This window comes from Curtobacterium sp. MCBA15_009, from assembly GCF_001864895.1.
Lineage (GTDB): Bacteria > Actinomycetota > Actinomycetes > Actinomycetales > Microbacteriaceae > Curtobacterium.
In genome coordinates, this window is record NZ_MJGO01000001.1 from 94241 (window position 1) to 119212 (window position 24972).

Genomic DNA, 24972 nt, shown 5'->3' on the forward strand with positions numbered 1-24972 from the left:
CCGACGACGGCGCCGGAGCCGACGACGGCGCCGGAGCCGACGACGGAACCGGAACCGACGACGGAACCGGTACCGACCACCGACCCGGGCCCCGACCAGGGACCCGCTCCGACCACGGCACCGGAGCCGACGACGGCGCCGGCACCGACGGCGGCACCGGTCCCACAGCCGACGACGGCGCCGACCACGCCCTCGGTACCCGCGCCGACCACGCTGCCGGAACCGACGGCGACGGCGACCGCACCGATCACCCCGACCGCACCGACCACCCCCACCGGATCCGCTGCCCCGGAGGCCCCGTCGACGACCCCGACCCCGACCTCGACCCCGTTCGCGACGCCCTCGGACGCACCCGCTCCGGGTGGCTCCCTCGCGGCCACCGGAGCGTCGGTGGCCCTGCCCATGGTCGCCGCGGTCGTCGCCCTCGCGCTCGGCACCGTGCTGCTGGTCCGCACGAGCCGCAGGAACCGTGCTCAGCGCGTGGACGGCTCGCGACCGGCCGGCCGACGGCCGACCCGCTGACCGGTGTTCGCCCGCTGCGCACACCGCGACCGCTGTCGGACCTCCCCGGTACCATGTCCTGAGTGACGATCTCGGGCATCATCCCTGCGCTCTCGCGCGCTTCCGCGTTCGATCGCGTGCTCCGCGCCGCGCCTCGTGACGCCGACTTCTCGGTCGTCGACGGGTTGCGCGTCCCCCTGCTCGGCGCCCTCATCGCCGAGCGCACCGGCCCGCAGTGCGTCCTCGTGATCACCGCCACGGGGCGCGAGGCCGAGGCGGTCCGCGACGCCATCGCCGCCTACGTGCCCGACGCCGACGTCCTCGAGTTCCCGGCGTGGGAGACCCTGCCGCACGAGCGCCTCAGCCCGAGCGCGCAGACCGTGGGGACGCGCATCGCGACGCTCCGGAAGCTCGCCGCGTGGTCCGACGCGAGCGCGGCCGACCGGCGCACCACCGTCGTCGTGGCGAGCGTCCGCGCGGCCCTCCAGCCGATCGCCGGCAACCTGACCTCGCTCGCCCCGGTCGTCCTCCGGACGGACTCGCGCGGCAACGACCTCGCCGCCATCGCGGCACAGCTCGTCGACATGGCGTACGCGCGGGTCGACCTCGTCACCCGCCGCGGTGAGTTCGCGGTCCGCGGTGGCATCCTCGACGTCTTCCCGCCGACGGCCGACCACCCGGTGCGCGTCGACTTCTTCGGCGACGAGATCGAGGCCATCAAGGCGTTCTCCGTGGCCGACCAGCGCACGACCGAGGACGACCTCGGCTCGGTCGAGCTGACCGCGTCCCGCGAGCTCCTGCTGAGCGACGACGTCAAGCAGCGCGCCCGCGAGATGCTGCACGAGTTCCCGAACCTGTCGCAGATGCTCGCGAAGATCGCCGAGGGCATCCCGGTCGAGGGCATGGAGTCGCTCGCCCCCGCGCTCGTGCAGGACCTCGTGCCGATGACCTCCTACCTGCCGGAGGACGCCACCATCGCGGTGTTCTCGCCCGAGCGGGTGAACGGTCGCGCGAACAGCCTGGCCGAGACGAACACCGAGTTCCTGCAGGCCGCGTGGACCGCCGCGGTCGCCGGTGCGCAGGCCCCGATCGACCTCGACGCGGGCAACTTCCTGACGGTGCAGCAGCTCAAGAACACCCGCGGGCAGCGCACCTGGTGGACCGTGTCGCCGTTCGACTCCGGGCTCGACGAGGGCGACCGCGACCGGGTCCTCACCGACGCCGAAGCCGCGGACGAGGCCGGCGAGTACATCCGCGTCCGGGCCGAGTCCGTGCCGAGCTTCGCCGGCAGCGCCGACGGTGCGATCGCGCACGTCAAGGCGCTGACCGACGACGGGTGGGCGGTCGTCGTGACCGCGCAGGGCCAGGGCCTGGTCGAGCGTGCCGTGCAGGTCCTCGCCGACGCGGGGGTCGCGGCGCGTGCCGAGGCCGTGACGGCGCCGCCGGAGCCGGGGGTCGCCGTCGTGACGACCGCCGCGGTCGAGCACGGGTTCGCCGTCCCGGACCCGCGCATCGTGGTGCTCAGCGAGGCCGAGTTCTACGGCCGCAGCGTCCAGCAGGGCGCCCGCACCGTCAAGAAGCTCGCGAGTCGGCGCAAGAACGTCGTCGACCCGCTGCAGCTCAAGCCGGGCGACGTCGTCGTGCACGCGACGCACGGCATCGGCAAGTTCGTCGAACTCGTCAGCCGCGAGGTCTCGAGCGGCGGCCGCAACGCCGTGAAGACGCAGCGCGAGTACCTCGTGCTCGAGTACGCGCCGTCGAAGCGCAACTACCCGGGCGACAAGCTCTTCGTTCCGACCGACCAGCTCGACCAGCTGTCGCGGTACGTCGGCGGCGAGTCCCCGACCCTGTCGAAGATGGGCGGCTCGGACTGGTCCGCCGCGAAGTCGAAGGCGCGCAAGGCGGTCCGCGACATCGCCGTCGACCTGGTGAAGCTGTACTCGGCGCGGATGGCGTCGAAGGGACACGCGTTCGGCCCGGACACCCCGTGGCAGCGCGAGCTGGAGGAGGCGTTCCCGTTCGCCGAGACCGCCGACCAGCTCACCACGATCGACGAGATCAAGCGCGACATGGAGCGGCCGATCCCGATGGACCGCCTGCTGTCCGGCGACGTCGGCTACGGCAAGACCGAGGTTGCGATCCGTGCCGCGTTCAAGGCGGTGCAGGACGGCAAGCAGGTCGTCATGCTCGTCCCGACGACGCTGCTCGTCCGCCAGCACATGGAGACGTTCCAGGAGCGCTTCGCCGGGTTCCCCGTGCACCTTCGCGCGCTCAGCCGGTTCCAGACCGAGAAGGAGTCGAAGGAGACCATCGCCGGGCTCGCCGACGGCACGGTCGACATCGTCATCGCGACCCACCGGATCCTGTCGCAGGGCATCACCTTCAAGGACGTCGGACTCGTCATCATCGACGAGGAACAGCGGTTCGGTGTCGAGCACAAGGACCAGCTCAAGAAGTTCAAGACGAACGTCGACGTCCTGGCGATGTCGGCGACCCCGATCCCGCGCTCGCTCGAGATGGCGGTGACGGGCATCCGCGAGATGTCGACGCTCGCCACCCCGCCGGAGGACCGCCACCCGATCCTGACCTTCGTCGGCCCGCAGTCCGACCTGCAGGTGGCGGCGGCGATCCGCCGCGAGCTGCTGCGCGAGGGCCAGGTGTTCTACGTGCACAACCGCGTGAAGGACATCCAGTCGGTCGCCGCGCACCTGGCCGAGATCGTGCCGGACGCCCGCATCGCCGTGGCGCACGGGCAGATGTCGGAGAGCACCCTCGAGCAGGTCATGGTCGACTTCTGGGAGCGCCGCTTCGACGTCCTCGTCTCGACGACGATCATCGAGACCGGCCTCGACATCGCGAACGCGAACACCCTCATCATCGACAAGGCGGACAAGTACGGCCTGTCCCAGCTCCACCAGCTGCGCGGTCGTGTCGGCCGTGGGCGGGAGCGCGGGTACGCGTACTTCCTCTACGACTCCGAGAAGCCGCTGTCCGAGACCGCGCAGGACCGCCTCGAGACCATCGCCGCGAACAACGAGCTCGGCGCGGGCATGCAGGTCGCCATGAAGGACCTCGAGATCCGCGGCGCCGGCAACCTGCTCGGCGGGGAGCAGTCCGGCCACATCGCGGGCGTCGGGTTCGACCTGTACCTGCGGATGATCGGCGAGGCGGTGTCGCAGTTCCGCGGCGACGTCGCTGAGGGGCAGACCGAGCTCCGGCTCGAGATCCCCGTCGACGCGCACATCCCCGAGGACTACGTCGAGTCCGAGCGACTCCGGCTCGAGGCGTACCAGAAGCTCTCGGCGGCCTCGGCCCCGACGGCGCAGCCGGACGCGATCGACATGGTGCTCGACGAGCTCACCGACCGTTACGGGCAGCCGCCGCAGGCCGTGCAGACCCTGGTCGAGGTCTCCCGCCTCCGCCGGATGGCGCAGCAGGTCGGCCTGTCCGACGTCGTCGTGATGGGCTCGAACCTGCGGGTCGCCGGCAAGGAGCTCGCCGACTCGTCACAGGTGCGCCTCAAGCGCATGTTCCCGGGTGCGCGCTGGTTCCCGCAGCAGAACGCGACGAGCATCCCGATGCCGCGCCCGCACGACCAGGCACTGCCGGACGACGCCCTCATCCGGTGGGTGGAGAGCATCCTCACCGCCGTCTACGGCGCGACGACTCCGGCGGAGGCGCCGGCCGCGTAGACGCGAGCGGTCGACGGACGGGAGGCACGGTGCCAGCTGGCACCGTGCCTCCCGTCCGTCCGTGGCCGCGTCCACAGCGCACACGCCGTCCGCGACGGACCACGCGTCGAACGATGCGTGCCGTGACGCGGACCGGCTACTCGGTCGCCTCGGCCTCGGACAGCTCGCGACGGCCGCGGTACGCCCGCGCCCGCAGCGTGACCACGACCGCCGAGGCGACGATCGCGATGCCCGAGCCGACGAGGACGGCGAGGACGCCCTCGTCGAGCACCTCCGGGTCGCGGGCGAAGGCGAGCTCGTTCATGAGCAGCGACACCGTGAAGCCGATGCCGCCGAGCACGCCGACGGTGATGATCGAGAAGAACGACAGCGATGAGCGGCCGGGCGAGCGGAAGACCCGCGTGGCCACCGCGCCGAACAGCGTGATGCCGACCACCTTGCCGACCGGCAGGGCGAGGACGACCGCCCAGAACGTCGGCGAGAGCTCGCCGATGCCGACCGCTGGGATGACGACCGCGGCCGAGGCGAACGCGAACACCGGCAGCACGACCGCGTTCGACCACGGCTCGACGTTCTCGTGCAGGGTGTGGCCGGGGCGGCGGGGGAGCACGAGGCCGAGCGCGACGCCGGCGATCGTGGCGTGCACACCGGAGTGGTACACGAGCCACCACGTGACGAGGCCGACCAGCACCATCGCCACGATGACCGCCGTCTGACCGGTGCGGCCCGGGCGGAGCACCCGACCGAGCAGCCAGAACACCGCGAGGGTGATGACCGCGCCGGCGAGGGCCAGGAAGTCGGTGTCGTGTGCGAAGACGACCGCGATGATGACGATCGCGATGAGGTCGTCGAGCACGGCCAGAGCGAGCAGGAACACCCGGATGCCGGACGGCAGCCCCCGGCCGAACATCGCCAGGACCCCGAGCGCGAACGCGATGTCCGTCGCCGTGGGGATCGGCCAGCCGTGCGTGAAGGGCGTCCCCGCGGTGACGGCCAGGAACACCCCCGCCGGCACGAGCACCCCACCGACCGCCGCGATGGCGGGCACGATCGCGGTCTTCGGGTTCGACAGCTCGCCGTCGACGAGTTCCTGCTTCAGCTCGATGGCGACGAGCAGGAAGAACACCGCGAGCAGCCCGTCGCTGATCCAGTGCGCGACCGACAGGTCGAGTCCGACGGCGCCGAGCGGCAGGTGCGCGTCGAGCAGCTGTTCGAGGCCGGGACCGACGGGCGAGTTCGCGACCACCAGGCCGAGCACGGCGGCGGTGAGGAGCGCGACGGCGCTGAAGCGAGGGGAGCGGACGAGGGACGACATGGATCTCCGTCTCGAGGGGTCGGGTGAGTGTCCGTCGACCAGACTTCCCGACACACCAGCGACCAGCCTACGCGAGTGCGACGATGGCGGCATGACCGCCGTACCGGACCTCGTCACCGTCGTCGACCGCCTGCTCGCCGAGGACGGAGGCTGCGTCTGGAACCGCGCGCAGACCCACGCGTCACTCGCCCGCTACGCCGTCGAGGAGTCGTACGAACTCGTCGACGCGATCGACGACGGCGACCCCGAGGACGTCCGCGAGGAACTCGGCGACCTCCTGTACCAGGTGGTGTTGCACGCCGGCATCGCCGCCCGCGCCGGCGACTTCACCCTCGAGGACGTCGCCGCCGGCGTCCGCGACAAGATGACCCGGCGACACCCGCACGTGTTCGGCGACGAGACGGCGGACACCGTGGACGAGGTCGTCCGCGTCTGGCGCGCGGCGAAGGCCACCGAGAAGTCCGCGCGGCGGAGCGCCTTCGACGGCGTGCCGCGGGCGATGCCGCCCCTCGAGCGGGCGGTGAAGCTGCTCGAACGGCTCGACGAGCGCGGTGACGCCGACGCCGTGGTCGCGTCGGTCGCGTCGGCCCCGTCGGCCCCGTCGGTCGCGTCGGTCGCGCCGGTCGGCCGGAAGGTCCGGGGCGCGTCGACCCCGCCGGTCGCGTCGGACGCGGGTGCGGTCGACACCGCGTGGGGGAGTGCCGTGCTCGGACAGGTCGCGTCCGCGGTGCGGGACGGCATCGACCCGGTCGCCAGCCTGCGCGCGGCTGTGACGGCGCTCGAGGAGGCGGGCCGCCGGTCGGAGTGAGGCGCCGGGCGCCGGGTGCCGCGGAGCAGGGGCGCGGTGGTGACGGGGTTCCGGGTGGACTGGGATGTCGGGCCGCCGGGGCTGCTGGCTGCCGGTGAGCCGAGGTGTCGGGCGGGTGGGCCGCCGGGCTGCTGGCTGCTGGCTGCTGGCTGCCGGGGAGCCGAGGTCTCGGCGGGTGGGCCGCTGGGCTGCTGGCTGCCGGGGAACCGAGGTTGTCGGCGAGTGGGCCGCCGGGCTGCCGGGGCGACGGGTCCCTGGTGCCGAGATGCCGGGGCAAGGGGCACGCCCGGGTGTGGGGACGAGGAACGGGCGCCCTCCCAACCCGAAAAAAGGAGGGCGCCCGTGAGCGGGTGGCCGCACCCCCAGGGAGAGGTGCTGCCTTGGAAACCCGCTCGAACCGCGGGGCACACTGCAGCACGATGCCCTCGCGATCGGTTCGGGGAGTGGATCAGGCACTCTCCGAACCGACGTTCTGGATGCAGAATACCAGTGGTTCGGAGGCGGCGCAAGTGCTGTGGTCCCGTCTGCCAGAATTGCCGCATGGCGACCTCCGTGACGGCTCCTCGTGGCATGCGTGACTTCCTCCCGGCCGACAAGGCGCGGCGTGAGCACGTGCTCGGCGTGGTGCGCGACGTCTACGCGCGGCACGGCTTCGACGAGATCGAGACGCCGGTGGTGGAGGACGCCGACCGTCTGCACTCTGGGCTCGGCGGCGACAACGAGAAGCTCGCGTTCGCGGTGATGAAGCGCGGCCTCGGTGTCGAGGACCTCCGCGCCGCCGAAGCGCCCCTCGACCTCGCCGACCTGGGCCTGCGCTTCGACCTCACCGTGCCGCTCGCACGGTTCTACGCGTCGCACCGAGCCGAGCTGCCGAGCGTGTTCCGCTCGGTACAGATCGCCCCCGTGTGGCGCGCCGAGCGGCCGCAGAAGGGTCGCTACCGCCAGTTCGTGCAGTGCGACATCGACGTCCTCGGCGAACCCGGGCAGCTCGCCGAGATCGAGCTCATCCGCGCGACGACGGCCGCCCTCGACGCGCTCGGCGTCACCGGGACGACGATCCGGATCAACGACCGACGCATCCTGCTCTCACTGCTCGCCTCGTGGGGCATCAGCGAGCCGCAGGCCGCCGACCGCGCGCTCATCACGATCGACAAGCTCGACAAGATCGGTCCCGACGGCGTCGCTGCGGAGCTCCGCGGCACCGTGGGCCAGGAACTGCCGGGGCTCGAGGACACCATCCGCGCGCTCGAGACCGCCGACTGGTCCTCGGTCGAGGGCGCGACCTGGCTCGACGCGGACGCCTACGCCGACCTGCTGCGCCTGCGTACTGCGCTGCCCGGCGTGGACCTGCGGTTCGACCCGACGCTCGTGCGCGGCATGGGGTACTACACGGGGACCATCTTCGAGGTGGCACACCCCGACTTCGGCTACAGCCTGGGCGGTGGCGGCCGGTACGACGGCATGATCGGCCGCTTCCTCGGCCAGGACGTCCCGGCGGTCGGCTTCTCGCTCGGCTTCGAGCGGCTCGTCGACCTCGTCACCCTGCCCGAGTCGGCGGAGTCCGACGCGGTCGTGCTCGTCCACGACAAGGACGTCGACCCGGTCCGGCTCGCCGCGCTGAAGACCGAGGCCCTCGCCTCCCACCGGCGCGTCCGACTCGAACGGCGTACCAAGAACATGAAGAACCTGCTCGCCGGGCTCTCCGCGCAGGGCTTCTCGGCGTTCGCGACGGTCGGTGCCGACACCGACTCGCTGCAGGGCGTCGAGTTCCGCCCGCTCGACTGAGTTCTCCACACCGTCCGTCACAGCCGACCTGGCGTCCACCGCGGCTCGCTAGGATCGACTCCGCAATCACCACAACCAATGTGTAGGGAGTACCCCGTGGCCCTGATCGATGCCGTAGGCGCACGCGAAGTCCTCGATTCCCGAGGCAACCCGACGGTCGAGGTCGAGGTCCTCCTCGACGACGGCGTCGTGTCCCGCGCGCTCGTCCCCTCCGGTGCCTCCACCGGCGCGTTCGAAGCGTACGAGCTGCGCGACGGCGATGCCTCGCGCTACGGCGGCAAGGGCGTCCTCAAGGCCGTCGACGCCGTCCTCGACGAGATCGGCCCGGCGCTCGAGGGCTTCGACGCCACCGACCAGCGCCTCGTCGACGCCGCGCTCATCGAGCTCGACGGCACCGAGAACAAGTCCCGCCTCGGCGCGAACGCGATCCTCGGCGCCTCGCTGGCCGTCGCCCGCGCCGCCGCGGACTCGGCCGACCTGCCGCTGTTCCGTTACCTCGGCGGCCCGAACGCGCACACGCTCCCCGTGCCGCTCATGAACGTCGTCAACGGCGGTGCCCACGCGGACACCAACGTCGACATCCAGGAGTTCTTCCTCGTGCCCTACGGCGCCGAGTCCTTCTCCGAGGCACTCCGTTGGGGCGTCGAGACCTACCACGCCCTCAAGGGCGAGCTGAAGAAGCAGGGCCTCGCGACCGGCCTCGGCGACGAGGGCGGCTTCGCGCCGGAGCTCGCCTCGAACCGCGCGGCGCTCGACTTCCTGCTGACCGCGATCGAGAAGGCCGGCTACACCCCGGGCAAGGACATCGCCGTCGGCCTCGACGTCGCCTCCACCGAGTTCTTCCACGACGGCAAGTACTCGTTCGAGGGCAAGCAGCTCTCGAGCCAGGAGTTCACCTCGTACTTCGCCGAGCTCGTCGCGAACTACCCGCTCGTGACCATCGAGGACCCGCTGGCCGAGGACGACTGGGAGGGCTGGTCGCACCTGACCGCCGAGCTCGGCGACAAGGTCCAGATCGTCGGCGACGACCTGTTCGTCACGAACCCGAAGCGTCTGCAGCGCGGCATCGACGAGCGCGCCGCGAACTCGATCCTCGTGAAGGTCAACCAGATCGGCACGCTCACCGAGACGCTCGACGCCGTCTCGCTCGCGCACCGTCACGGCCTGACCTCGATCCTGTCGCACCGCTCCGGCGAGACCGAGGACACCACGATCGCGGACATCGCGGTCGCGGTCGACGGTGGTCAGATCAAGACCGGCGCACCGGCCCGTTCGGACCGCGTCGCGAAGTACAACCAGCTCCTCCGCATCGAGGAAGAGCTCGGCGACGCCGCGGTGTACGCCGGTCGCTCGGCCTTCCCGCGGGCCGCCGCGCTCTAGGCAGCGCCTTCCACGAGACGCCGTCCTCCTCCGGGAGGGCGGCGTCTCGTCGTCTCGGGGGCCCTGCCCGCGACGGCTTCGCCAGCCTGGTCGCACGACCCGCCGTGCGCCGGACGTCGAGGTCGCACGAACGGCCGCTCCGCCCGGGCGGAAGCGACCGGTACTGCGACCTCGGCCGCCCGCGGCGACCTCGGCGCACCGCGCCGACCTGGTGGACCCGGCCACGGGGCGGGCGCGGGTCGCGTGCCGGGGTCGGGCCGTGCCTCCCGGGTCGGCAACGCTGAGAGGGCACCGAACGGCCGCGTGCCGACCACGCGCAGCCCCGCCGGCGGGTTATCGTCGGACGGTGCCCAGCCAGAAACCCCGTGTGCGCCGCGTCCCCGTGGCGATGCCCGACGGCGGCACCACCGAGCAGCCGTGGTACCGCTCGATCCACTTCTCGGGCTTCAGCCTGCTGATGCTCGCGATCATCGTGCTGTTCGTCGTCGTGCTCGCGCCCTCCCTGCGCACGCTGATCCAGCAGCAGGAGCAGATCGCCCAGCAGCAGCACGACGTGGCGGCCCAGAAGGCCGACGTGGCGCAGAAGAAGAAGGACGTCGCGCGCTGGGACGACCCCGCGTACATCGAGGCCCAGGCCCGCGACCGGTTGCTCTACGTCTACCCCGGCGAGGAGAGCTACCTCGTCATGGGTGCCGAGGGCCGCAGCTCGTCCCGCAGCGCGGCGACGACCCCGACGACCGACTCGGGGACCCCGGTGAGCGCGAAGGTCCAGACGCCGAAGGTGGACTGGGTGCAGGCCATGCTGTCCTCCGTGCTGCAGTCCGGGCTGAGCGACGAGACCGCGGCGGACCTCGTCGCGCCGGACGTGTCCGGCACCGGCGAGAGCAAGTAGCCGTCCGACGGGACGGTGCGCGCGGCTGCGCGACTCCGGTAGGCTCACGTTCCCGTGACGACCCCTCCCTTCGACCCGCCCTCCGACCGCGACGTCCGGGTCGTGTCGGCGCAGCTCGGCCGACCGGCGCGTGACGTCATCGGGATCGCGGCGCGGTGCGTCTGCGGCAACCCGACCGTCGTCTCGACGAAGCCCCGGCTGTCGAACGGCACGCCGTTCCCGACGTTCTACTACCTCTGCCACCCGGCAGCGACCGCCGCGGTGAGCACCCTCGAGGCCAACCAGGTGATGCCCGAGCTGGCAGCCCTGCTCGAGGACCCCGACGTCGCTGCGCAGTACCGCGCAGCACACGAGTCCTACCTGGCCGATCGTGAGTCGATCGAGCACGTCAACGAGATCGTCGGCATCAGCGCCGGTGGCATGCCCACCCGCGTGAAGTGCCTGCACGCCCTCGTCGGTCACGCCCTCGCCGCCGGTCCCGGCGTCAACCCCATCGGCGACCTCGCGCTCGAGCGCGCGGACTGGTCGCCCGCCCGGTGTGAGTGCCGGGCGTATGATGACGGTGCAGACGCTGGAGTCGGGGCGGGTGGCGGCGAAGTCTGACTCGACTCCCGCACCCCCACCCAAGGAGAACATTCCCCGTGCCCAAGATCCTCGTCGTCGGCGGCGGTTACGCCGGCTTCTACACCGCATGGAAGCTCGAGAAGCACCTTCGCCAGGGCGAAGCCGAGGTCGTGATGGTGGACCCGCTGCCGTACATGACGTACCAGCCGTTCCTGCCCGAGGTCGCCGCCGGTTCCATCGAGCCGCGTCACGCCGTGGTCTCGCACCGCCGCCACCTCAAGAACACGCGCGTCGTCACCGCGAAGGTCACCGGGGTCGACCACGCGACGAAGACGGCGACCATCACGCCGACCGAGGGCGCTGCGTGGGAAGAGTCCTACGACCAGATCGTCATGACGGCCGGCGCCGTGTCGCGTACGTTCCCGATCCCGGGCGTCGCGGACGAGGCCATCGGCCTCAAGACCATCGAGGAAGCCGCGGCGATCCGCGACAAGATCCTCACCAACTTCCACAAGGCCGCGAACCTGCCGGCCGGCCCCGAGCGGGAGCGCCTGCTGACGGTCGTCGTCGTGGGTGGCGGCTTCGCCGGCATCGAGGTCTTCGCCGAGCTCCGCTCGTTCGCCTCGGACCTGCTGAAGAGCTACCCCGAACTGTCCTTCGACGAGACGCACTTCCACCTGGTCGAGGCCATGGGGCGCATCATGCCCGAGGTCTCCCTCGAGACGTCGCACTGGGTGCTCGAGAACCTCGCGTCGCGCGGTGCCGTCGTGCACCTCGACACGCAGCTCGCCTCGGCCGAGGGTGGCGTCTGCCAGCTCAAGGCCAAGGACGACTCGATCGAGACCATCGAGTCCGACCTCATCATCTGGACCGCCGGCGTCATGGCGAACCCGATGGTCAAGGGCACCGACTTCCCGCTCGAGCAGCGCGGCCGCATCCGCGTGCAGCCCGACCTCCGGGTCGTCGACGACAACGGCGTGATCGCCGACGCGTGGGCCTGCGGTGACGTCGCGGCCGTGCCGGACCTGACCGGTGGCGGCGTCGGCGGCTTCTGCGTGCCGAACGCCCAGCACGCGGTCCGCCAGGCCAAGCAGCTCGCGAAGAACCTCGTCGCGACCATCCGCGGCGAGGCGACGACCGACTACAAGCACGAGAACCTCGGCGCCGTCGCGGGCCTCGGACTCGGCACCGGTGTGTTCCAGTCCGGCAAGTTCGCGATGAAGGGTTTCCTGGCCTGGGGTGCTCACCGCGGCTACCACGGCCTGGCCATGCCGTCGTGGGAGCGCAAGTGGCGCGTCATCGGCGACTGGGTGGGTGGCTTCTTCCTCGGCCGCGACACCGTGTCGCTCGACGACCGCGAGACCCCGCGTGCCGCGTTCGAGGCGTTCGCGTCGCGACCGAAGCCCGCTGCGGACGCCGCTGCCCCGGCCGCCGCTGCTCCTGCCGCTCCGGAGGGCCAGCCCGCCGGTGCCGCCGGTCCCGCGTACGGCGAGCCCGCGAAGGACGTCTCCAACGAGGCCGAGCCCGTGAAGGCGGACGCCAAGTAGCAGCACACCCCCGCTCCGAGAGGCGGTCGTCCCCTTGGGGCGGCCGCCTCTCGTCGTCTCGGTAGGCTGGTCCGGCCCGCCCCCGTGGCCCAATCGGTAGAGGCATGCGACTTAAAATCGTCGAGTTGTGGGTTCGAGTCCCACCGGGGGTACGACCGGTCGGCACCGGAGTGCGCACGACGCCGGCACGACGCCGTGACCGACGTCACGCCACGCAGGGAGGGGCATCGCCGTGGAGGGTTGGCAGAAGTTCGTCTACTGGGCACAGTGGGTCCCCGTCGTCGCGATCCCGATCTGGTGGGTGCGGGCCCCGGGTGCCGGCGACCCGGGGTGGAACGCCCTCGGCATGATGCTGTTCGGGAGCCTGGCTGCCATCGCGGTGGCGATCACCGCGCTGATCTCGGCCCGGAACCGGGTGAACCGGCAGGTGCTCGCGGTGTCCCGGGCGTCGGCGTGGGCGGTCCCGCTCCTGTGGGTCGTCGCGTGGCTGCCGCCGGTGTTCCTCGACGGCAGCGGCGACGTGTCGTCCTCCGCGTCCTACGCCACGCAGTGGTGGGGGCTCCCTGGTTGGGCCGGCAGTGGGCCGCTCTTCGTCACCAGCCTGCTCGTCTTCGCCGCAGCCTGGGTCGCGGCACTGGTGGCGTCCGGCAAGGACACCGACGTGCGCGCGCGGTCCGACGGTGACGGCGGCGACGGCGGAGGGGGTCGTCGGTACCGCTAGCCGCGCTCGTGCCGCCGCTCGTGCCGGTCCGGTGCTGCGGTCTTCCGACTCGAAGGCGAACGTGGACCTGCGGAACGGCCTCGACGAGATCGGGGAGCGTCGAGGCTGAAGCGTGATTCAGCTTCGACATTCCGCCGCTCCGGCAGTGCTAACTTCATCGGAGCACATTCTTCGAGGGGAACGAGAATCGGGGTCGGTCGCGCTCCGGGACATTGTTCCGGGATGCTGGCGACATTCTGCAGTGTGCCGAGTGCCCGTGCATTCGTCACGCATGCTCCGAAATGCACAGGACGACGTCGTGCATCGACGCGCGACGTACCTGCGCGGAACGGCGGCACGGCGAGCGACGGTGATCGTCGTCCGCTTCGTGATCACCGCTCGGACCTTCGCTGGACGTGCATCGAGATCATCGAGACAGGGGAATCATGAACAAGGCACTGAAAGCGGTCGTGGGGGCTGCGATGGCGGCGGGTTTCGTGTTGGCGGGGACGCAGGCTGCTTCGGCTGTTCCTGCTCACGTGAATTCGGACATCGGCACGTACACCAAGCACGAGATGATCAACAAGACGAGCAAATCGGGTCACGGATCGCAGAAGCTGACCTACTGCGTCGTCGCGCGTGACAACGCGACGTGTTCCGTCGCGAAGACGACGACCGCCACGCGCAGCATCGCGGTCGATCTCGGTTTCTCGCGGGCCGAGGTCGCGGGCAAGCTCAACGTCAGCGCGTCGAACTCCGTCTCGGTCCAGGTGTCGTGCACCAGCCCGAAGCTGAAGAAGGGCGAGCACTGGACGGCGTACCCGACCGGCAAGACGTACTCGTACAAGCTCCGGTCGACGACGTACCGCGACACGGGAGTCGTCATCAGCGGACCCACGACGTCCAAGACGCTCAAGGCGTTCAGCCCTGACGGCGGGATCTACTGCCAGTAGCCGACGCTGCGGGACGCCTCCGGCAGATCGGACGATCTGCCGGAGGCGTCCGTGCTGTGGCGGGCTCGTCCGGTCGGCTCCGCCAGCGATCGGTTCGCGTGCGCCAGTACGATGCTCGGGTGGTCGGACTCGGAAGCGCGCTCGCGAACCTGCGGAACGCCCTCCGCGGGCCCGAGGCCCACGTCGAGGTCGTCGACGGCGAGACCGTCCCCGTCGGGATGCTGCTCGGCACGCTCGGCGCGCTGCTCCTCGACGCCGGCAGCTCCGTCACCGACGTCCGCTCGGCCCTCGAGAAGGCCCGCGACGCAGCCGGGGTCGGACCGACGCTCGCCGTCGGAGTGCTCCCGGCGCTCGTCATGGTCAGCGAGACGGCGACCGGCGCCGCCACGATCGTCAACGCCGAGGGCGTCGAGCTCTCGAGCCGGCAGGCAGCCCGCGCGAACCGGCTCGTCCTCGGACTGGAGAGCGGCTCGATCGCCCTCGCCGAGATCCCGGCACGCGTCCGTGCCATCCGTGCCGGCACCGTCCCGCCGCCCGCACTGCCCTGGATCGTCGGCAACGCCCTGACCTCGGCCGGACTCGCCGTCGTGTTCCGCTGCCCCTGGTGGGCGATCCTCGTCGCGCTCGCGGTCGGCGCCCTCGTCGGCGTGATCGGTCTCGTGCTCCGTCGTTTCCGCGAGGCCGTGGCGATCATCCCGTTCCTCGCCGCCTTCGTGTCGACCACGATCGTCGGACTCGTCGCCGCCGGCACCGGGTTCGACCACGTCCCGCTCTTCGCGGTGTGCGCCCCCGTGGCGGTGTTCGTGCCGGGCGCGCTCATCACGAACGCGCTGCTCGAGCTCACCGCGGCGGACATCGTCACCGGTGCGTCGCGGCTCGTGCAGGGCCTCATCATGCTCGGCTTCATGGCCGCCGGCATCGCCGCGGGCAGCGCACTGACCGGCCTGCGCGTCGATCCGTCGTCGGCGGCACTCGTCGGCGAGGTCGCCGCCGTCGGGACCGACCGCGGCGGGTGGGAGGCGGTGCCGTCCTACTGGGTCTCGTGGGTCGCCGTCGTCGGCCTGGCCGTCGGCCTCGGCCTGGTCTTCCGCTCCGGGTGGCGGCTGACCGTCGTGTCGATCGCGGTCATGGTCACCGCCTACGCCCTGGTGAGCGGCACGACACCGCTGTGGGGGAGCGTCGTCGCCACCGGTGCCACGGCCGCACTGCTGTTCGTCGCGACCCGGCTGTTGGAGCGGCTCGTCCCGGTGATCCCGGCGACGGTGTCGTTCTTCCCGGCGTTCCTGCTGCTCGTGCCCGGGACGGTCGGGCTCGTCGCGGTCGCCACCTTCGACCCCGATGCCCTCGCGACCCCGCTCGCGACCTTCGTCAGCCTGTGCATCGGGACGAAGATCGGCGGCCTGCTGCCCGGCCTCTTCGCGCGTTCCGCGCCGTCGCACGCCTGAGCAGGCCCGCGCGTCGGGGCTGTTCCGCGCGTGAGGTGCTGTTCCGCGCGTGGGGTGCTGTTCCGCGCGTGAGGTGCAGTTTCGCGCGCAGGAGGTCCTTTCGCGCGTGAGGAGTCCTTTCGCGCGTGAGGAGTCCTTTCGCGCATCGGTGGCCTCGCCGCCTGACCTCCCACGCGCGGAACTGCTTCCCATCTCGCGCGCAATGGGCAGGACCGTCCGGGCGCACGGCACGCAGCCTTCCGCGTGCAGTGGGCAGCGCAGCTCGTGACGGGACCGGAGGCGGGCAGGAGGCCCATGGTGTCGCGACCCGGGCCTCCCGTCCGTCAGCCCGCACGTTCCGTCCCATCGCGCCCGACGTGGGAAGAGGTTCCGCGCGTACGAGGCAGGAAGAACCTGCTCCCCACGCGCGGATCGGCCTCCCACGCGCGAAACGACCCCCCACGCGCGAAACAGCACCCAGCACCCCGCCCCGCGCCACCCCTACGGCGCGAGCAGCAGCCCCGCCGCCAGGTCGGACTCCGCCGAGGCCTGGGCGACGTAGTGCACCTTCTTGCCCGTGGCGTTGTAGGGCAGCTCGTCGACGAAGCGGTACAGCCGCGGCCGCTTGTACCGGGCGAGGCCGGGGTGCGAGCCGGTCCACTCCTCGAGCGCGGCCACGGCGGCCTCGTCGGACGACGGCAGGCCGTCGCGGGCCCGGACGACGTAGGCCGTGACGACCTGGCCCCAGCGCTCGTCGGGCACGCCGACCACGATCGAGTCCGCGACGCCCGCGTGCTCCTGCAGTGCCGCCTCGACCTGCACGGGGTGGACGTTCTCGCCGCCCGAGATGATCATGTCGTCCTTGCGGCCGACGATGGTGACCCGCTCGTGCTCGTCCCACGTCGCGAGGTCGCCCGGGTAGAACCAGCCGTTCGCGAACTTCTCCGCCTCGAGGGCCGGGTTCCGGTACGAGTAGCCGGACTTCACGGTGCGCACCGCGAACTCGCCGATCTCGGTGCCGTCCTTCCGGACCGTGTCGGTCGGGTCGGCGAGCCGGCCCTCGAGGACCCGCACCACCGCGACGTCGTCGTCGGTCGAGGCGCGCCCGGTGGATCCGGCGCCGTCGGGGAAGTCCTCAGGGCGCAGGAAGGTGTTCCAGAAGGTCTCGGTCGTGCCGTACCCGTTGAAGATCCGCGGGGACAGCAGCTCCTGGTAGCGGAGCGCGGCGGCACGGTCGAGCGGGGCGCCCATCGTGACGATGCCGTGCAGCGAGGACAGGTCGCGGGGTCGCGCCTCTTGCGCGTCGGCGAGCTGCACGAGGTTCGGCGGCGCTCCGATGAGGAAGGTCAGCCGTTCGGACGCCACCAGGTCGAGCACGCGGTCGGCGTCGAAGTGCCGCAGGGTCGTCAGCTCGGCGCCGACGTAGAACACCGGGTTCGGCCCGCCGGAGTACAGGCCGCCGCGGTGGAACAGCGGCGACATGTTGAGCGTCTTGTCGAACGGCGTCAGTGGGAAGTGCATGACCACGTCGTGGGCGCTGAGCACCTCGACCAGGCTCGGCAGCGGGACCGCCTTCGGCCGCCCGGTCGTCCCGCTCGTGTACAGCCGCGTCGTCTCGTCGTAGGTGCTGCGCGGCTCGGTCGCGGCGAGCTCGTCCGCGGTGACGGGGTCGGCTGCGAGCAGTTCGGCGAAGTCGTCGTGCGCCCCGCCGACGGTCACGACGTGGGCGGGCCGGTGCGTCGCCGACTCGAGCGCAGCGACGATCTCGCCGTTCCGCACGGCGTCGTGAACGAGCACGACGGGCCCGGAGTCGTCGACGATGAACGCGACCTCGTCGGCGGCGAGCCGGAAGTTGGTCGGCGAGAACACCGCGCCGATGCGGTGGCACGCCAGGTAGAGCACCGCGAACTCGGGGGAGTTGAACAGCTCGACCATGACGACCGAGCCGCGCCCGGCGCCGTGTCGGAGCAGCCACCCGCCGACGCGGTCGACGGCGTCGCCGAGCTCGGCGTAGGTCAACGAGCGACCCGTGTCCGGGTCGCGGAGCGCGGGCCGCCCGGCGAAGCGGTGGGTGTTCCGCGCGAAGCCGTTCGCGTAGGTGTAGCTGCCTTCGAAGACCTCGCGGAAGCGGGTGGGGTCGTAGTCGGATCGGTGCTCGCTCATCGTCACTCCCTCGCACGTGCGCAGATCGTCACACTAGCCACGTGGTCGCGTGCGCGGTGCGGCACCCGCGCTGGACGGACGGGAGGCCCGGTGCGGCTCAGGCGTGCGCGTCCGGCCGCGTGGTGCGCGCCCAGACCACCGCGACGATCGCCGCCGCCACGCAGGCTGCGGCTGCCGTCGCGAGCAGGACCGGCGGGACCGGCGTGCCGCCGGTGCCCGAGTAGACCGCCGCCGTCAGGGCGACGGCGACGACGGCGAGGGCGGCGTACCCGGTCCGCGAGGTCGCGAGCAGTGCGCTGCCGGCGGACCCGGCGACGGGCAGCACCGTGGCGACGACGGCCCCGACGCCGCCGAGGCAGAGCGTCGTGGCGACCTCGGAGACGAGTGCCGTCCAGAAGCCGTCGCTCACGGTCAGGCTGTGCACGACCCACCCGGCGGCCGCGAGTCCGAGGAGCGCGACCGTGCGCCACACGGCGCTCCGGGCGCTCGCCGCGATGCCGGAGCCGAGGCGGAGCGGCCCGGTGCCGAGGTCGGGGCGCCCGGTCGGCACGAGCACCATGCCGACGACGAGCGCGGGGGACAGGTCGGCGGCCCGGGTGACCCCGCACGCGACGAGCGCGGCGAGGACGAGCCACGGCGAGACCCGGAACCCGACGGTGCGGTGCTCCGGTCCGGCCGCCCAGCGGGTCACGAGCACGACGGCCGCGGTGAGGACGGCGGTGCCGAGCAGGACGGCGACCGCGAGCCGGACGTAGCGTGCCTCGAGGGACACCCCGACGCCGAGCAGCGCGACGAGCGAGGCGACCGCGACCGCGATCGCGATGGAGGCCCGGGTCGGCAGGACGTCGTCGGCGCGGGAGCGGTCGGAACGGGCGCGGTTGCGGCCGAGCAGCCCGGCGAAGGGCGATCGGATGCGCCCGCGGGCGACCCCGGCGGCGAGGGCGAGCGGCGCCGCGACGAGCAGCAGGAAGCCTGCGGCGACGGCCGTCGCGACGAGGACCGTCCGCCACGAGAACACCGCCTGGATCGGGGGGACGGTGCGGTCGTAGGTGGTGGTCGCGGTCCAGTCGCCCGCCGTGCCCGTCCAGTCCGGCCGGCCGCCGGTGACCGCGCCGCCGGGACCGCCCGTCCCGCCGCCACTGACCGCGCCGACCCCGCCGGCGCTGCCGGTGCTCCCCGGCGTTCCGGTGCCACCGGGACTCGTCGGCCGTCCCGGACCCGGGGTGCCGGCGGTGTCCGTCGGTCGGCTGCTCGCGCCGGGAGTCCCGTGCTGCTCCCCGTCGGTGGGGGTGGAGGCGCCGCTCGTCGGGTCGTCGGTCGTGCCGGACGGGCCGGTCGGCAGGCCGGCCGCCCCGGCGACCAGGATCCGGACCGCCGTGGACGACCGCGAGTAGTTGCCGGCGGCGTCGTGCTGCGTCGCCGTGAGGTCGTGCACGCCCTGGTGCAGGGTGGAACCCGCCGTCGAGCAGGACCACGAACCGTCCGGTCCGACGTCGGTCCGGCAGACGGGGGCACGGTCGACGTAGACGGTGACGCCGGCGCCGGGCTCACCGGTCCCGCGCACCGTGGTCGCACGGGTACCGACCCGCTCGCCGGTGCCGGGCGAGGTGATCCGCGGCGCCGCCGGCGCGGAGCGGTCGACGGTGAGCACCACCGGGGCGGACGAGGCGCTGCGCAGGTCGGAGCGGTAGCCGCGGGCGGTGCTGGCGGTCTGCGTGGCCGTCACGGTGAGCCGGGAGTCGGACCCGGCGGGCAGCGCGACGACCCAGCGACCGTCGGACCCGACGACGCCGGTGGCCTGCACCGACGACCCGGTGACGGAGACGGTCACGTCGGACCCCGGGAACCCGGTGCCGGCGACCGTGCCGCTCGTGACCCGGTCGCCGGTGACCGTCGGCGGGACGATGACGTCGGCGGCCGGGGCACTCGACGGCGGGAGCGCGGGGTCGGTGACGTCGTGCACCGTGAAGACCTGCTGCGGCCCGGACCGGAGGGTCGCGAAGCACGACCAGCCGCCGCTGGCCGACACCACGGCGGTGCACCCGGCGGAGCCGGTCGACGCGGGACCGCCGACCCGGACCCGGTGGCCGGGGACGCCGGTGCCGTGGAAGCGCGCCGTGCTGCTCGTGACGTCGCCGGGGTCGGCGACGGTGGGTGCGGCGACCGTCCCGCCGGACGGCGTCGGCGTCGGCACGACGGGTCGGGCGGACGGCGGCGGGGCCACCCGGACGGGCGGGGGCTGCGGGGTCGCCGTCGACACCGAGGACCCCACGGCGTGCGAGGCCGACGCGGACGCCGCTGCCGGGGCGACCGCGAGACCGAGCAGCACGGCGACGAGGGTCGCCGTGGCCGCCGCGACGACGGTCACCCGGGGACGACGACGAGGGCCGTCGCCCCCGACGGCCCGTTCGTCCACGTTCTCCCCGCGTGTGCTCACTGCCTCCATCCCACGGGATGTGGCGCGTCGGGTCAATACACCTGACGGATGATGTCCGGCAACCGTCCGCGGCGGGCCGCTGTCCGAACGCCGGGTGTGCGTGACGCGGGAATCGACCGTGAACCCCGGGGGCGGGCGAGAGGGCCGGCCGGGCGTCGATAGACTCCTCGTTGGCCGTTCCGGCCTCGCAGCACCGCGGATCCCGACGCGCAAAGGAGTACGCCCTCATGGACACCGGACTCGTCACGACGCTCATCGTCGTCGGAGTGGTGGTGGTCGTCCTGGTGATCATCGGGATCTACCTCTGGGTGACGTACAACGCGCTCGTCTCGCTCAAGGGCCGCGTCGACCAGGCCTGGAGCGACATCGCCGTGCACGTGCAGGAGCGAGCCGAACTGATCCCGACGATCGTCGACACGGTGCAGGGGTACGCGAGCCACGAGAAGTCCGTCTTCGACGACGTCAGCCGGGCCCGCACCGAGACCCTCGACGCCGGGGACGCCTCCGCCGCGTCGGCGGCCGAGGGGCACATGCAGAAGGCGCTGAAGAGCGTCTTCACCGTGGCCGAGGGGTACCCGCAGCTGCAGTCGAGCCAGGGCTTCCTGCAGCTGCAGTCCGAGCTGGTCGACACCGAGGACAAGATCCAGTCGGCACGGCGCTCGTACAACGGCGGTGTCCGGGAGCTCAACACGAAGATCCGCGTCTTCCCGAACTCGACCATCGCGAAGAAGCGCGGCTTCGCCGAGGCCACGTTCTTCGAGACCGCCGAGCCGGCGGCCATCGCGGAACCCCCGCGCGTCCAGTTCTGACGGACGGACACTGACGTCCGGGTCGGCGCTGACGAGCGGCCGACGTCGCCGCGCGTTCAATCGCCGTCGGCCGTCGTCTCCGGGGCCGGTGCGTCGGTGTCGTCGGTGACCTCGTGCGGCACGAGCGCGAGGCCGAGGGCTGCGGCGAGCGGCGCGGCAGCGGTCCCGCGGTCGGTGACCTCGAGGCCGTCGAGGCCCTGCCAGGCGGCGGTGCGGCGGAGGGTGTCCGCCAGGCGGTCGGGGTCGAGGTGCTCGCCCGGCTCCTGCCAGGCCGTGCGCACCCGCAGGAGCCCGCGCTGCCGGTCGCTCTTCAGGTCGATGCGACCCACCAGCCGGTCGTCCTGCAGCACCGGCAGCACGTAGTAGCCGAACACCCGCTTCGGCGCCGGCGTGTAGATCTCGATCCGGTAGTGGAACCCGTACATCCGCTCGGCACGTCGGCGGAACCAGACGACGGGGTCGAAGGGGCTCAGGACGGCGTCGGCGCGCACCCGCCGGGGGACCGCTGCGCCGGGGTGCAGCCAGGCCCGCTCGCGCCACCCCTCGACCGTGACCGGCAGGAGCTCCCCGGCGGCGGTGAGCTCGGCGATGGCGGTCGCGGTGTCGTCCGCCCGCAACCGGTAGTAGTCGGCGACGTCCGCACGGGTGCCGACGCCGAGCGCCCGGGTGGCCTGCCGGACGAGGTCGCGCACCGCCTCGGCGCGCGGCGGGGCGGTCTCGAGGAACCCGGCGGGCAGCACCTGCTCGGGCAGCGCGTAGACCCGTTCAAAGCCGGAGCGGCCGGCGCTGACGACCTCGCCCCAGCGGAACATCTGCTCGAGCCCGGTCTTGACGTCGCTCCACCCCCACCAGGGCCCGCGTCGCACGTTCGACTCGTGCTCGACGGCGCTGGCACGCATCGGACCCTCGGCGCGCAGGAGCGCGCGGAGTTCGTGCCGGACGGACTCGGTGCGGGCGACGCCCTCGGCCCGGGTCGGTCCGGCGTCGCGTTCGCGGAACGCGTCCATCCGCCAGCGGAACAGCCGCAGGTCGTCGCGCGGGATGAAGGCGGCCTCGTGCGCCCAGTACTCCGTGTACGGCCCGGTGCGGCCGAGGGTCAGCCGGTCGAGCGTCGACCGGTCGTAGGCACCGAGCCGGGCGAAGAGCGGCAGGTAGTGACTGCGCTCGAAGACGTTGACCGAATCGATCTGCAGCAGCCCGAGCCGCGCGATCGCGACGTTCACCGACCGGGTCGGGACGTCCGTCGACGGGGGCCGTCCGAAGCCCTGCGCGGCGAGTGCGACCCGTCGTGCCTCGGCAGCGGAGAGCGTCGTCCTGACCATGCCCCGACGGTACCGGGTCGCGCCGACAGCCCCGCCGGGGCGTCCATGCCGCTCCCGGTACCCGACCGGCTGCACGCCAGTAGGCTCGGCCGCATGGCATGGGGCAAGAAGACGCAAACCGAACCGGTCGTGGTCGACGACGCGGTACCCGCCGGCATGCGGATCGCCGGGGCGTGGTCCTGGCGCGTGCTCGTCGTGGTCGGGGTCGTCGCGGTGTTCGTCTACCTGGTGACGCTGTTCAGCGAGATCCTCATCCCCTTCCTCATCGGGATCGTCGTCGCCGCGCTCCTGGTGCCGCTGTCGAACTGGATGCAGCGCCACCACGTGCCGAAGTGGATCGCGGTCGTCGTCAGCCTGGTCGGGGGCATCGCCGCCGTGGGCGCCCTCGTCTGGCTCGTCGTCGACCAGATCGCCGCGGCCTACCCCTCGCTCCGCGACCGCACGCTCTCGCAGTACGACAACATCCGGCGGTTCGTCCTCGACTCGGGCCTCGGCATCAGCCAGAAGGACCTGAACTCGTACCTGAACCAGGCGACCGACTGGCTGCAGAGCAACTCCGGTTCGATCCTGTCCGGGGTCGCGAGCGCCGGGTCGTCGCTGACGCACCTGCTGACCGGCCTGTTCATCGTCATCTTCACCGTGATCTTCCTGCTCATCGACGGCAAGAACGTCTGGCGGTGGACCGTCCGGCTGTTCCCGAAGAACGCCAGGAGCGCGATCGACGGCGCGGGCGTCGCCGGCTGGACGACACTGACGAGCTTCATCCGCGTGCAGATCTTCGTCGCGTTCGTCGACGCGGTCGGCATCGGCCTCGGCGCCGCGATCCTGCAGCTCCCGCTCGTCGTCCCGATCGCCGTGTTCGTGTTCCTCGGCTCGTTCATCCCGGTCGTCGGTGCGATCGTCACCGGGTTCCTGGCCGTCTTCGTCGCCCTCGTCTTCAACGGGTGGGCGGCCGCCGTCTGGATGCTGCTCGTCATCCTCATCGTGCAGCAGGTCGAGGGGCACATCCTGCAGCCGCTCGTCATGGGCAGCGCGGTCAAGGTGCACCCGCTCGCCGTCGTCCTCGGCGTCACGGCGGCGTCCGGGATCGCGGGCATCGCAGGGGCGTTCTTCGCCGTGCCGCTCATCGCGACCGTCAACTCGATGGTCACGACGATCTCGAGCGGGCGGTGGCGCACGATGGACTCCGACCACGTGCTCGAGGCCAAGCGCGACGCCCACGACGCGAACGTCGCCTCGAAGCGCCGCCGCCGGGTCCTCAAGCTCCGACGTCGCAACGGCGACGTCCCGCCGCCCGGCTCGGACCAGCAGCCGACCGCGGAGAAGGGCACCGCGGGCTGAGCTGCCGTCACGAGTTCGCCGCGGCGGCCGGGAACGACGATGATGGTCCCGTGACCGACACGAGCCCCGCGCCGCAGACCCTCGCCGCGACCCCCACCCTGGCGGACATCGAGGCAGCGCAGCGGACCATCGCCGGTGTCGCCAGGGTCACCCCGATGGAGACCTCGCAGTTCCTCGCCGAGGTCCTCGGTTCCCCGGTGCACCTGAAGTGCGAGAACCTGCAGCGCACCGGCGCGTACAAGGTCCGCGGCGCCTACAACCGGTTGTCCACCCTGTCCGCCGAGCAGCGGGCGAAGGGCGTCGTCGCGGCCAGCGCCGGCAACCACGCCCAGGGCGTCGCGCTCGCGGCCCGCGAGCTCGGCATCCCCGCCACGATCTTCACGCCGGTCGGCGTCGCCCTGCCGAAGCTCCAGGCCACGCGGCACTACGGCGCCGACGTCGTGCTGCGCGGGCACTCCGTGGAAGAGGCACTGAGCGCCGCGAAGGACTTCGCCGCGCACACCGGGGCCGTCTTCATCCCGCCGTTCGACCACCCCGCGGTCATCGCCGGCCAGGGCACGCTCGGACTCGAGATCATCGACCAGGTGCCCGACGTCGACACGGTCGTCGTGCCGATCGGCGGCGGCGGCGTGATCTCCGGCATCGCGCTGGCCGTCAAGGGCATGGCCGAGCGCCTCGGCCGTGAGATCAAGGTCATCGGGGTGCAGGCCGAGAACGCCGCCGCCTACCCGTCGTCGATCCGCGCGGGCGAGCCGGTCACCATCACGACGACGCCGACGATCGCCGACGGCATCGCGGTCGCGCGACCCGGCGACTGGAACTTCCCGATCATCCGCGACCTGGTCGACGACATCGTCACGGTCTCCGACGACGAGACCGCCCGCGCGCTGCTCGTCCTGCTCGAACGGGCGAAGCTCGTGGTCGAGGCCGCCGGGGCCGTCGGGGTCGCGGCCATCATGTCCGGTGCCGTCCGCGACACCGGTCGCACGGTGGTGCTGCTGAGCGGGGGCAACATCGACCCGCTCATGATGGAGCGCGTGATCACCCGCGGGCTCGTCGCCGCGTCGCGCTACATCGGCATCCGGATCATGCTGCCGGACCGTCCGGGGCAGCTCGCACGGGTCGCGCAGGTCATCTCCGACGCCGGCGCCAACGTGGTCGAGGTGCTGCACACCCGCCACGGCCAGGGGCTCGTCATCAACGAGGTCGCGCTCGACCTGTCGATCGAGTCACGCGGCCCGGAGCACGCGCAGGAGGTCATGCAGCGCCTGCACGAGGTCGGGTTCCGTCCGGAGCTGCTCGAGCACTAGCTCGCGACGGTCGCCTCGGCCCCGCGAAC

17 protein-coding genes, 1 tRNA gene and 1 pseudogene are annotated in these 24972 nt (G+C 72.2%); 14 read left to right on the forward strand and 5 right to left on the reverse strand.

Annotation, left to right across the window (positions count from 1 at the left end; translation table 11 throughout):
- A pseudogene (locus tag BIU97_RS17835) lies at nt 1-380 on the reverse strand (hypothetical protein); the annotation flags it as partial.
- 204 nt (nt 381-584) lie between these two features.
- Between BIU97_RS17835 and mfd the strand changes: the two are divergent.
- The gene (gene mfd, locus BIU97_RS00445; protein ID WP_071296782.1) at nt 585-4193 is read left to right on the forward strand and encodes a transcription-repair coupling factor; all 3609 of its coding nucleotides are present in this window, start codon (nt 585-587) and stop codon (nt 4191-4193) included.
- A 136-nt stretch (nt 4194-4329) separates the two neighbouring features.
- On the opposite strand, the gene nhaA is transcribed toward mfd, so the two are convergent.
- The gene (nhaA, locus tag BIU97_RS00450) at nt 4330-5508 is read right to left on the reverse strand and encodes a Na+/H+ antiporter NhaA (RefSeq protein WP_071253273.1); all 1179 of its coding nucleotides are present in this window, start codon (nt 5506-5508) and stop codon (nt 4330-4332) included.
- Nucleotides 5509-5599: 91 nt separating this feature from the next.
- Between nhaA and BIU97_RS00455 the strand changes: the two genes are divergently transcribed.
- From BIU97_RS00455 to BIU97_RS00500, 10 genes are all read left to right on the forward strand, one after another.
- Nucleotides 5600-6316 (forward strand): MazG family protein, encoded by a 717-nt coding sequence (locus BIU97_RS00455; protein WP_071296783.1) that lies wholly within the window; start codon nt 5600-5602, stop codon nt 6314-6316.
- 540 nt (nt 6317-6856) lie between these two features.
- Complete coding sequence (gene hisS / locus BIU97_RS00460; protein ID WP_071253269.1) at nt 6857-8101, forward strand: histidine--tRNA ligase; 1245 nt, start codon at nt 6857-6859, stop codon at nt 8099-8101.
- A gap of 96 nt (nt 8102-8197) precedes the next feature.
- Nucleotides 8198-9481: a phosphopyruvate hydratase gene (eno, locus tag BIU97_RS00465; RefSeq protein WP_071253267.1), complete on the forward strand. Its 1284-nt coding sequence runs from the start codon at nt 8198-8200 to the stop codon at nt 9479-9481.
- 346 nt (nt 9482-9827) lie between these two features.
- Nucleotides 9828-10373 (forward strand): FtsB family cell division protein, encoded by a 546-nt coding sequence (locus BIU97_RS00470; protein WP_071253265.1) that lies wholly within the window; start codon nt 9828-9830, stop codon nt 10371-10373.
- Between the two features lie 54 nt (nt 10374-10427).
- Nucleotides 10428-10976 (forward strand): DUF501 domain-containing protein, encoded by a 549-nt coding sequence (locus tag BIU97_RS00475; protein ID WP_071296784.1) that lies wholly within the window; start codon nt 10428-10430, stop codon nt 10974-10976.
- Nucleotides 10977-11014: 38 nt separating this feature from the next.
- Complete coding sequence (locus tag BIU97_RS00480) at nt 11015-12484, forward strand: NAD(P)/FAD-dependent oxidoreductase (protein WP_071253262.1); 1470 nt, start codon at nt 11015-11017, stop codon at nt 12482-12484.
- A gap of 78 nt (nt 12485-12562) precedes the next feature.
- Nucleotides 12563-12636 (forward strand) — tRNA-Leu (locus BIU97_RS00485).
- A gap of 80 nt (nt 12637-12716) precedes the next feature.
- Entirely contained in the window at nt 12717-13205 is a 489-nt protein-coding gene (locus BIU97_RS00490) for a hypothetical protein (RefSeq protein ID WP_071253260.1), read from the forward strand.
- A gap of 518 nt (nt 13206-13723) precedes the next feature.
- Nucleotides 13724-14137: a hypothetical protein gene (locus BIU97_RS00495; protein WP_071253258.1), complete on the forward strand. Its 414-nt coding sequence runs from the start codon at nt 13724-13726 to the stop codon at nt 14135-14137.
- 119 nt (nt 14138-14256) lie between these two features.
- Nucleotides 14257-15582, forward strand: coding sequence for a threonine/serine exporter family protein (locus BIU97_RS00500; RefSeq protein ID WP_175472213.1), 1326 nt, complete (start codon nt 14257-14259; stop codon nt 15580-15582).
- Between the two features lie 480 nt (nt 15583-16062).
- On the opposite strand, the gene BIU97_RS00505 is transcribed toward BIU97_RS00500, so the two are convergent.
- Nucleotides 16063-17724 carry a class I adenylate-forming enzyme family protein gene (locus BIU97_RS00505; protein ID WP_071253443.1) on the reverse strand — a complete coding sequence of 554 codons (1662 nt, stop codon included), beginning with the start codon at nt 17722-17724 and terminating at the stop codon, nt 16063-16065.
- Between the two features lie 97 nt (nt 17725-17821).
- Entirely contained in the window at nt 17822-20161 is a 2340-nt protein-coding gene (locus BIU97_RS00510) for an Ig-like domain-containing protein (protein ID WP_139195826.1), read from the reverse strand.
- A gap of 227 nt (nt 20162-20388) precedes the next feature.
- Between BIU97_RS00510 and BIU97_RS00515 the strand changes: the two genes are divergently transcribed.
- Nucleotides 20389-20970 carry a LemA family protein gene (locus BIU97_RS00515; protein ID WP_071253254.1) on the forward strand — a complete coding sequence of 194 codons (582 nt, stop codon included), beginning with the start codon at nt 20389-20391 and terminating at the stop codon, nt 20968-20970.
- Nucleotides 20971-21026: 56 nt separating this feature from the next.
- Here the strand turns inward: BIU97_RS00515 and BIU97_RS00520 are convergent, their stop codons facing one another.
- Nucleotides 21027-22292 (reverse strand): winged helix-turn-helix domain-containing protein, encoded by a 1266-nt coding sequence (locus BIU97_RS00520; protein ID WP_071253251.1) that lies wholly within the window; start codon nt 22290-22292, stop codon nt 21027-21029.
- A 93-nt stretch (nt 22293-22385) separates the two neighbouring features.
- Here BIU97_RS00520 and BIU97_RS00525 point away from each other — a divergent pair, with 93 nt between their 5' ends.
- Together BIU97_RS00525 and ilvA are read left to right on the forward strand one after the other, a co-directional pair.
- Entirely contained in the window at nt 22386-23633 is a 1248-nt protein-coding gene (locus BIU97_RS00525) for an AI-2E family transporter (protein ID WP_254782806.1), read from the forward strand.
- Between the two features lie 50 nt (nt 23634-23683).
- Entirely contained in the window at nt 23684-24943 is a 1260-nt protein-coding gene (gene ilvA / locus BIU97_RS00530; RefSeq protein ID WP_071253249.1) for a threonine ammonia-lyase, read from the forward strand.
- Nucleotides 24944-24972 lie beyond the last annotated feature (29 nt).

Coding starts and splice junctions, on each gene's coding strand:
- BIU97_RS00525 (WP_254782806.1), top strand. CDS start 22,386: ATGGCATGGGGCAAGAAGACGCAAACCGAACCGGTCGTGGTCGACGAC.
- nhaA (WP_071253273.1), bottom strand. CDS start 5,508: ATGTCGTCCCTCGTCCGCTCCCCTCGCTTCAGCGCCGTCGCGCTCCTC.
- hisS (WP_071253269.1), top strand. CDS start 6,857: ATGGCGACCTCCGTGACGGCTCCTCGTGGCATGCGTGACTTCCTCCCG.
- BIU97_RS00505 (WP_071253443.1), bottom strand. CDS start 17,724: ATGAGCGAGCACCGATCCGACTACGACCCCACCCGCTTCCGCGAGGTC.
- BIU97_RS00455 (WP_071296783.1), top strand. CDS start 5,600: ATGACCGCCGTACCGGACCTCGTCACCGTCGTCGACCGCCTGCTCGCC.
- BIU97_RS00520 (WP_071253251.1), bottom strand. CDS start 22,292: ATGGTCAGGACGACGCTCTCCGCTGCCGAGGCACGACGGGTCGCACTC.
- BIU97_RS00515 (WP_071253254.1), top strand. CDS start 20,389: ATGGACACCGGACTCGTCACGACGCTCATCGTCGTCGGAGTGGTGGTG.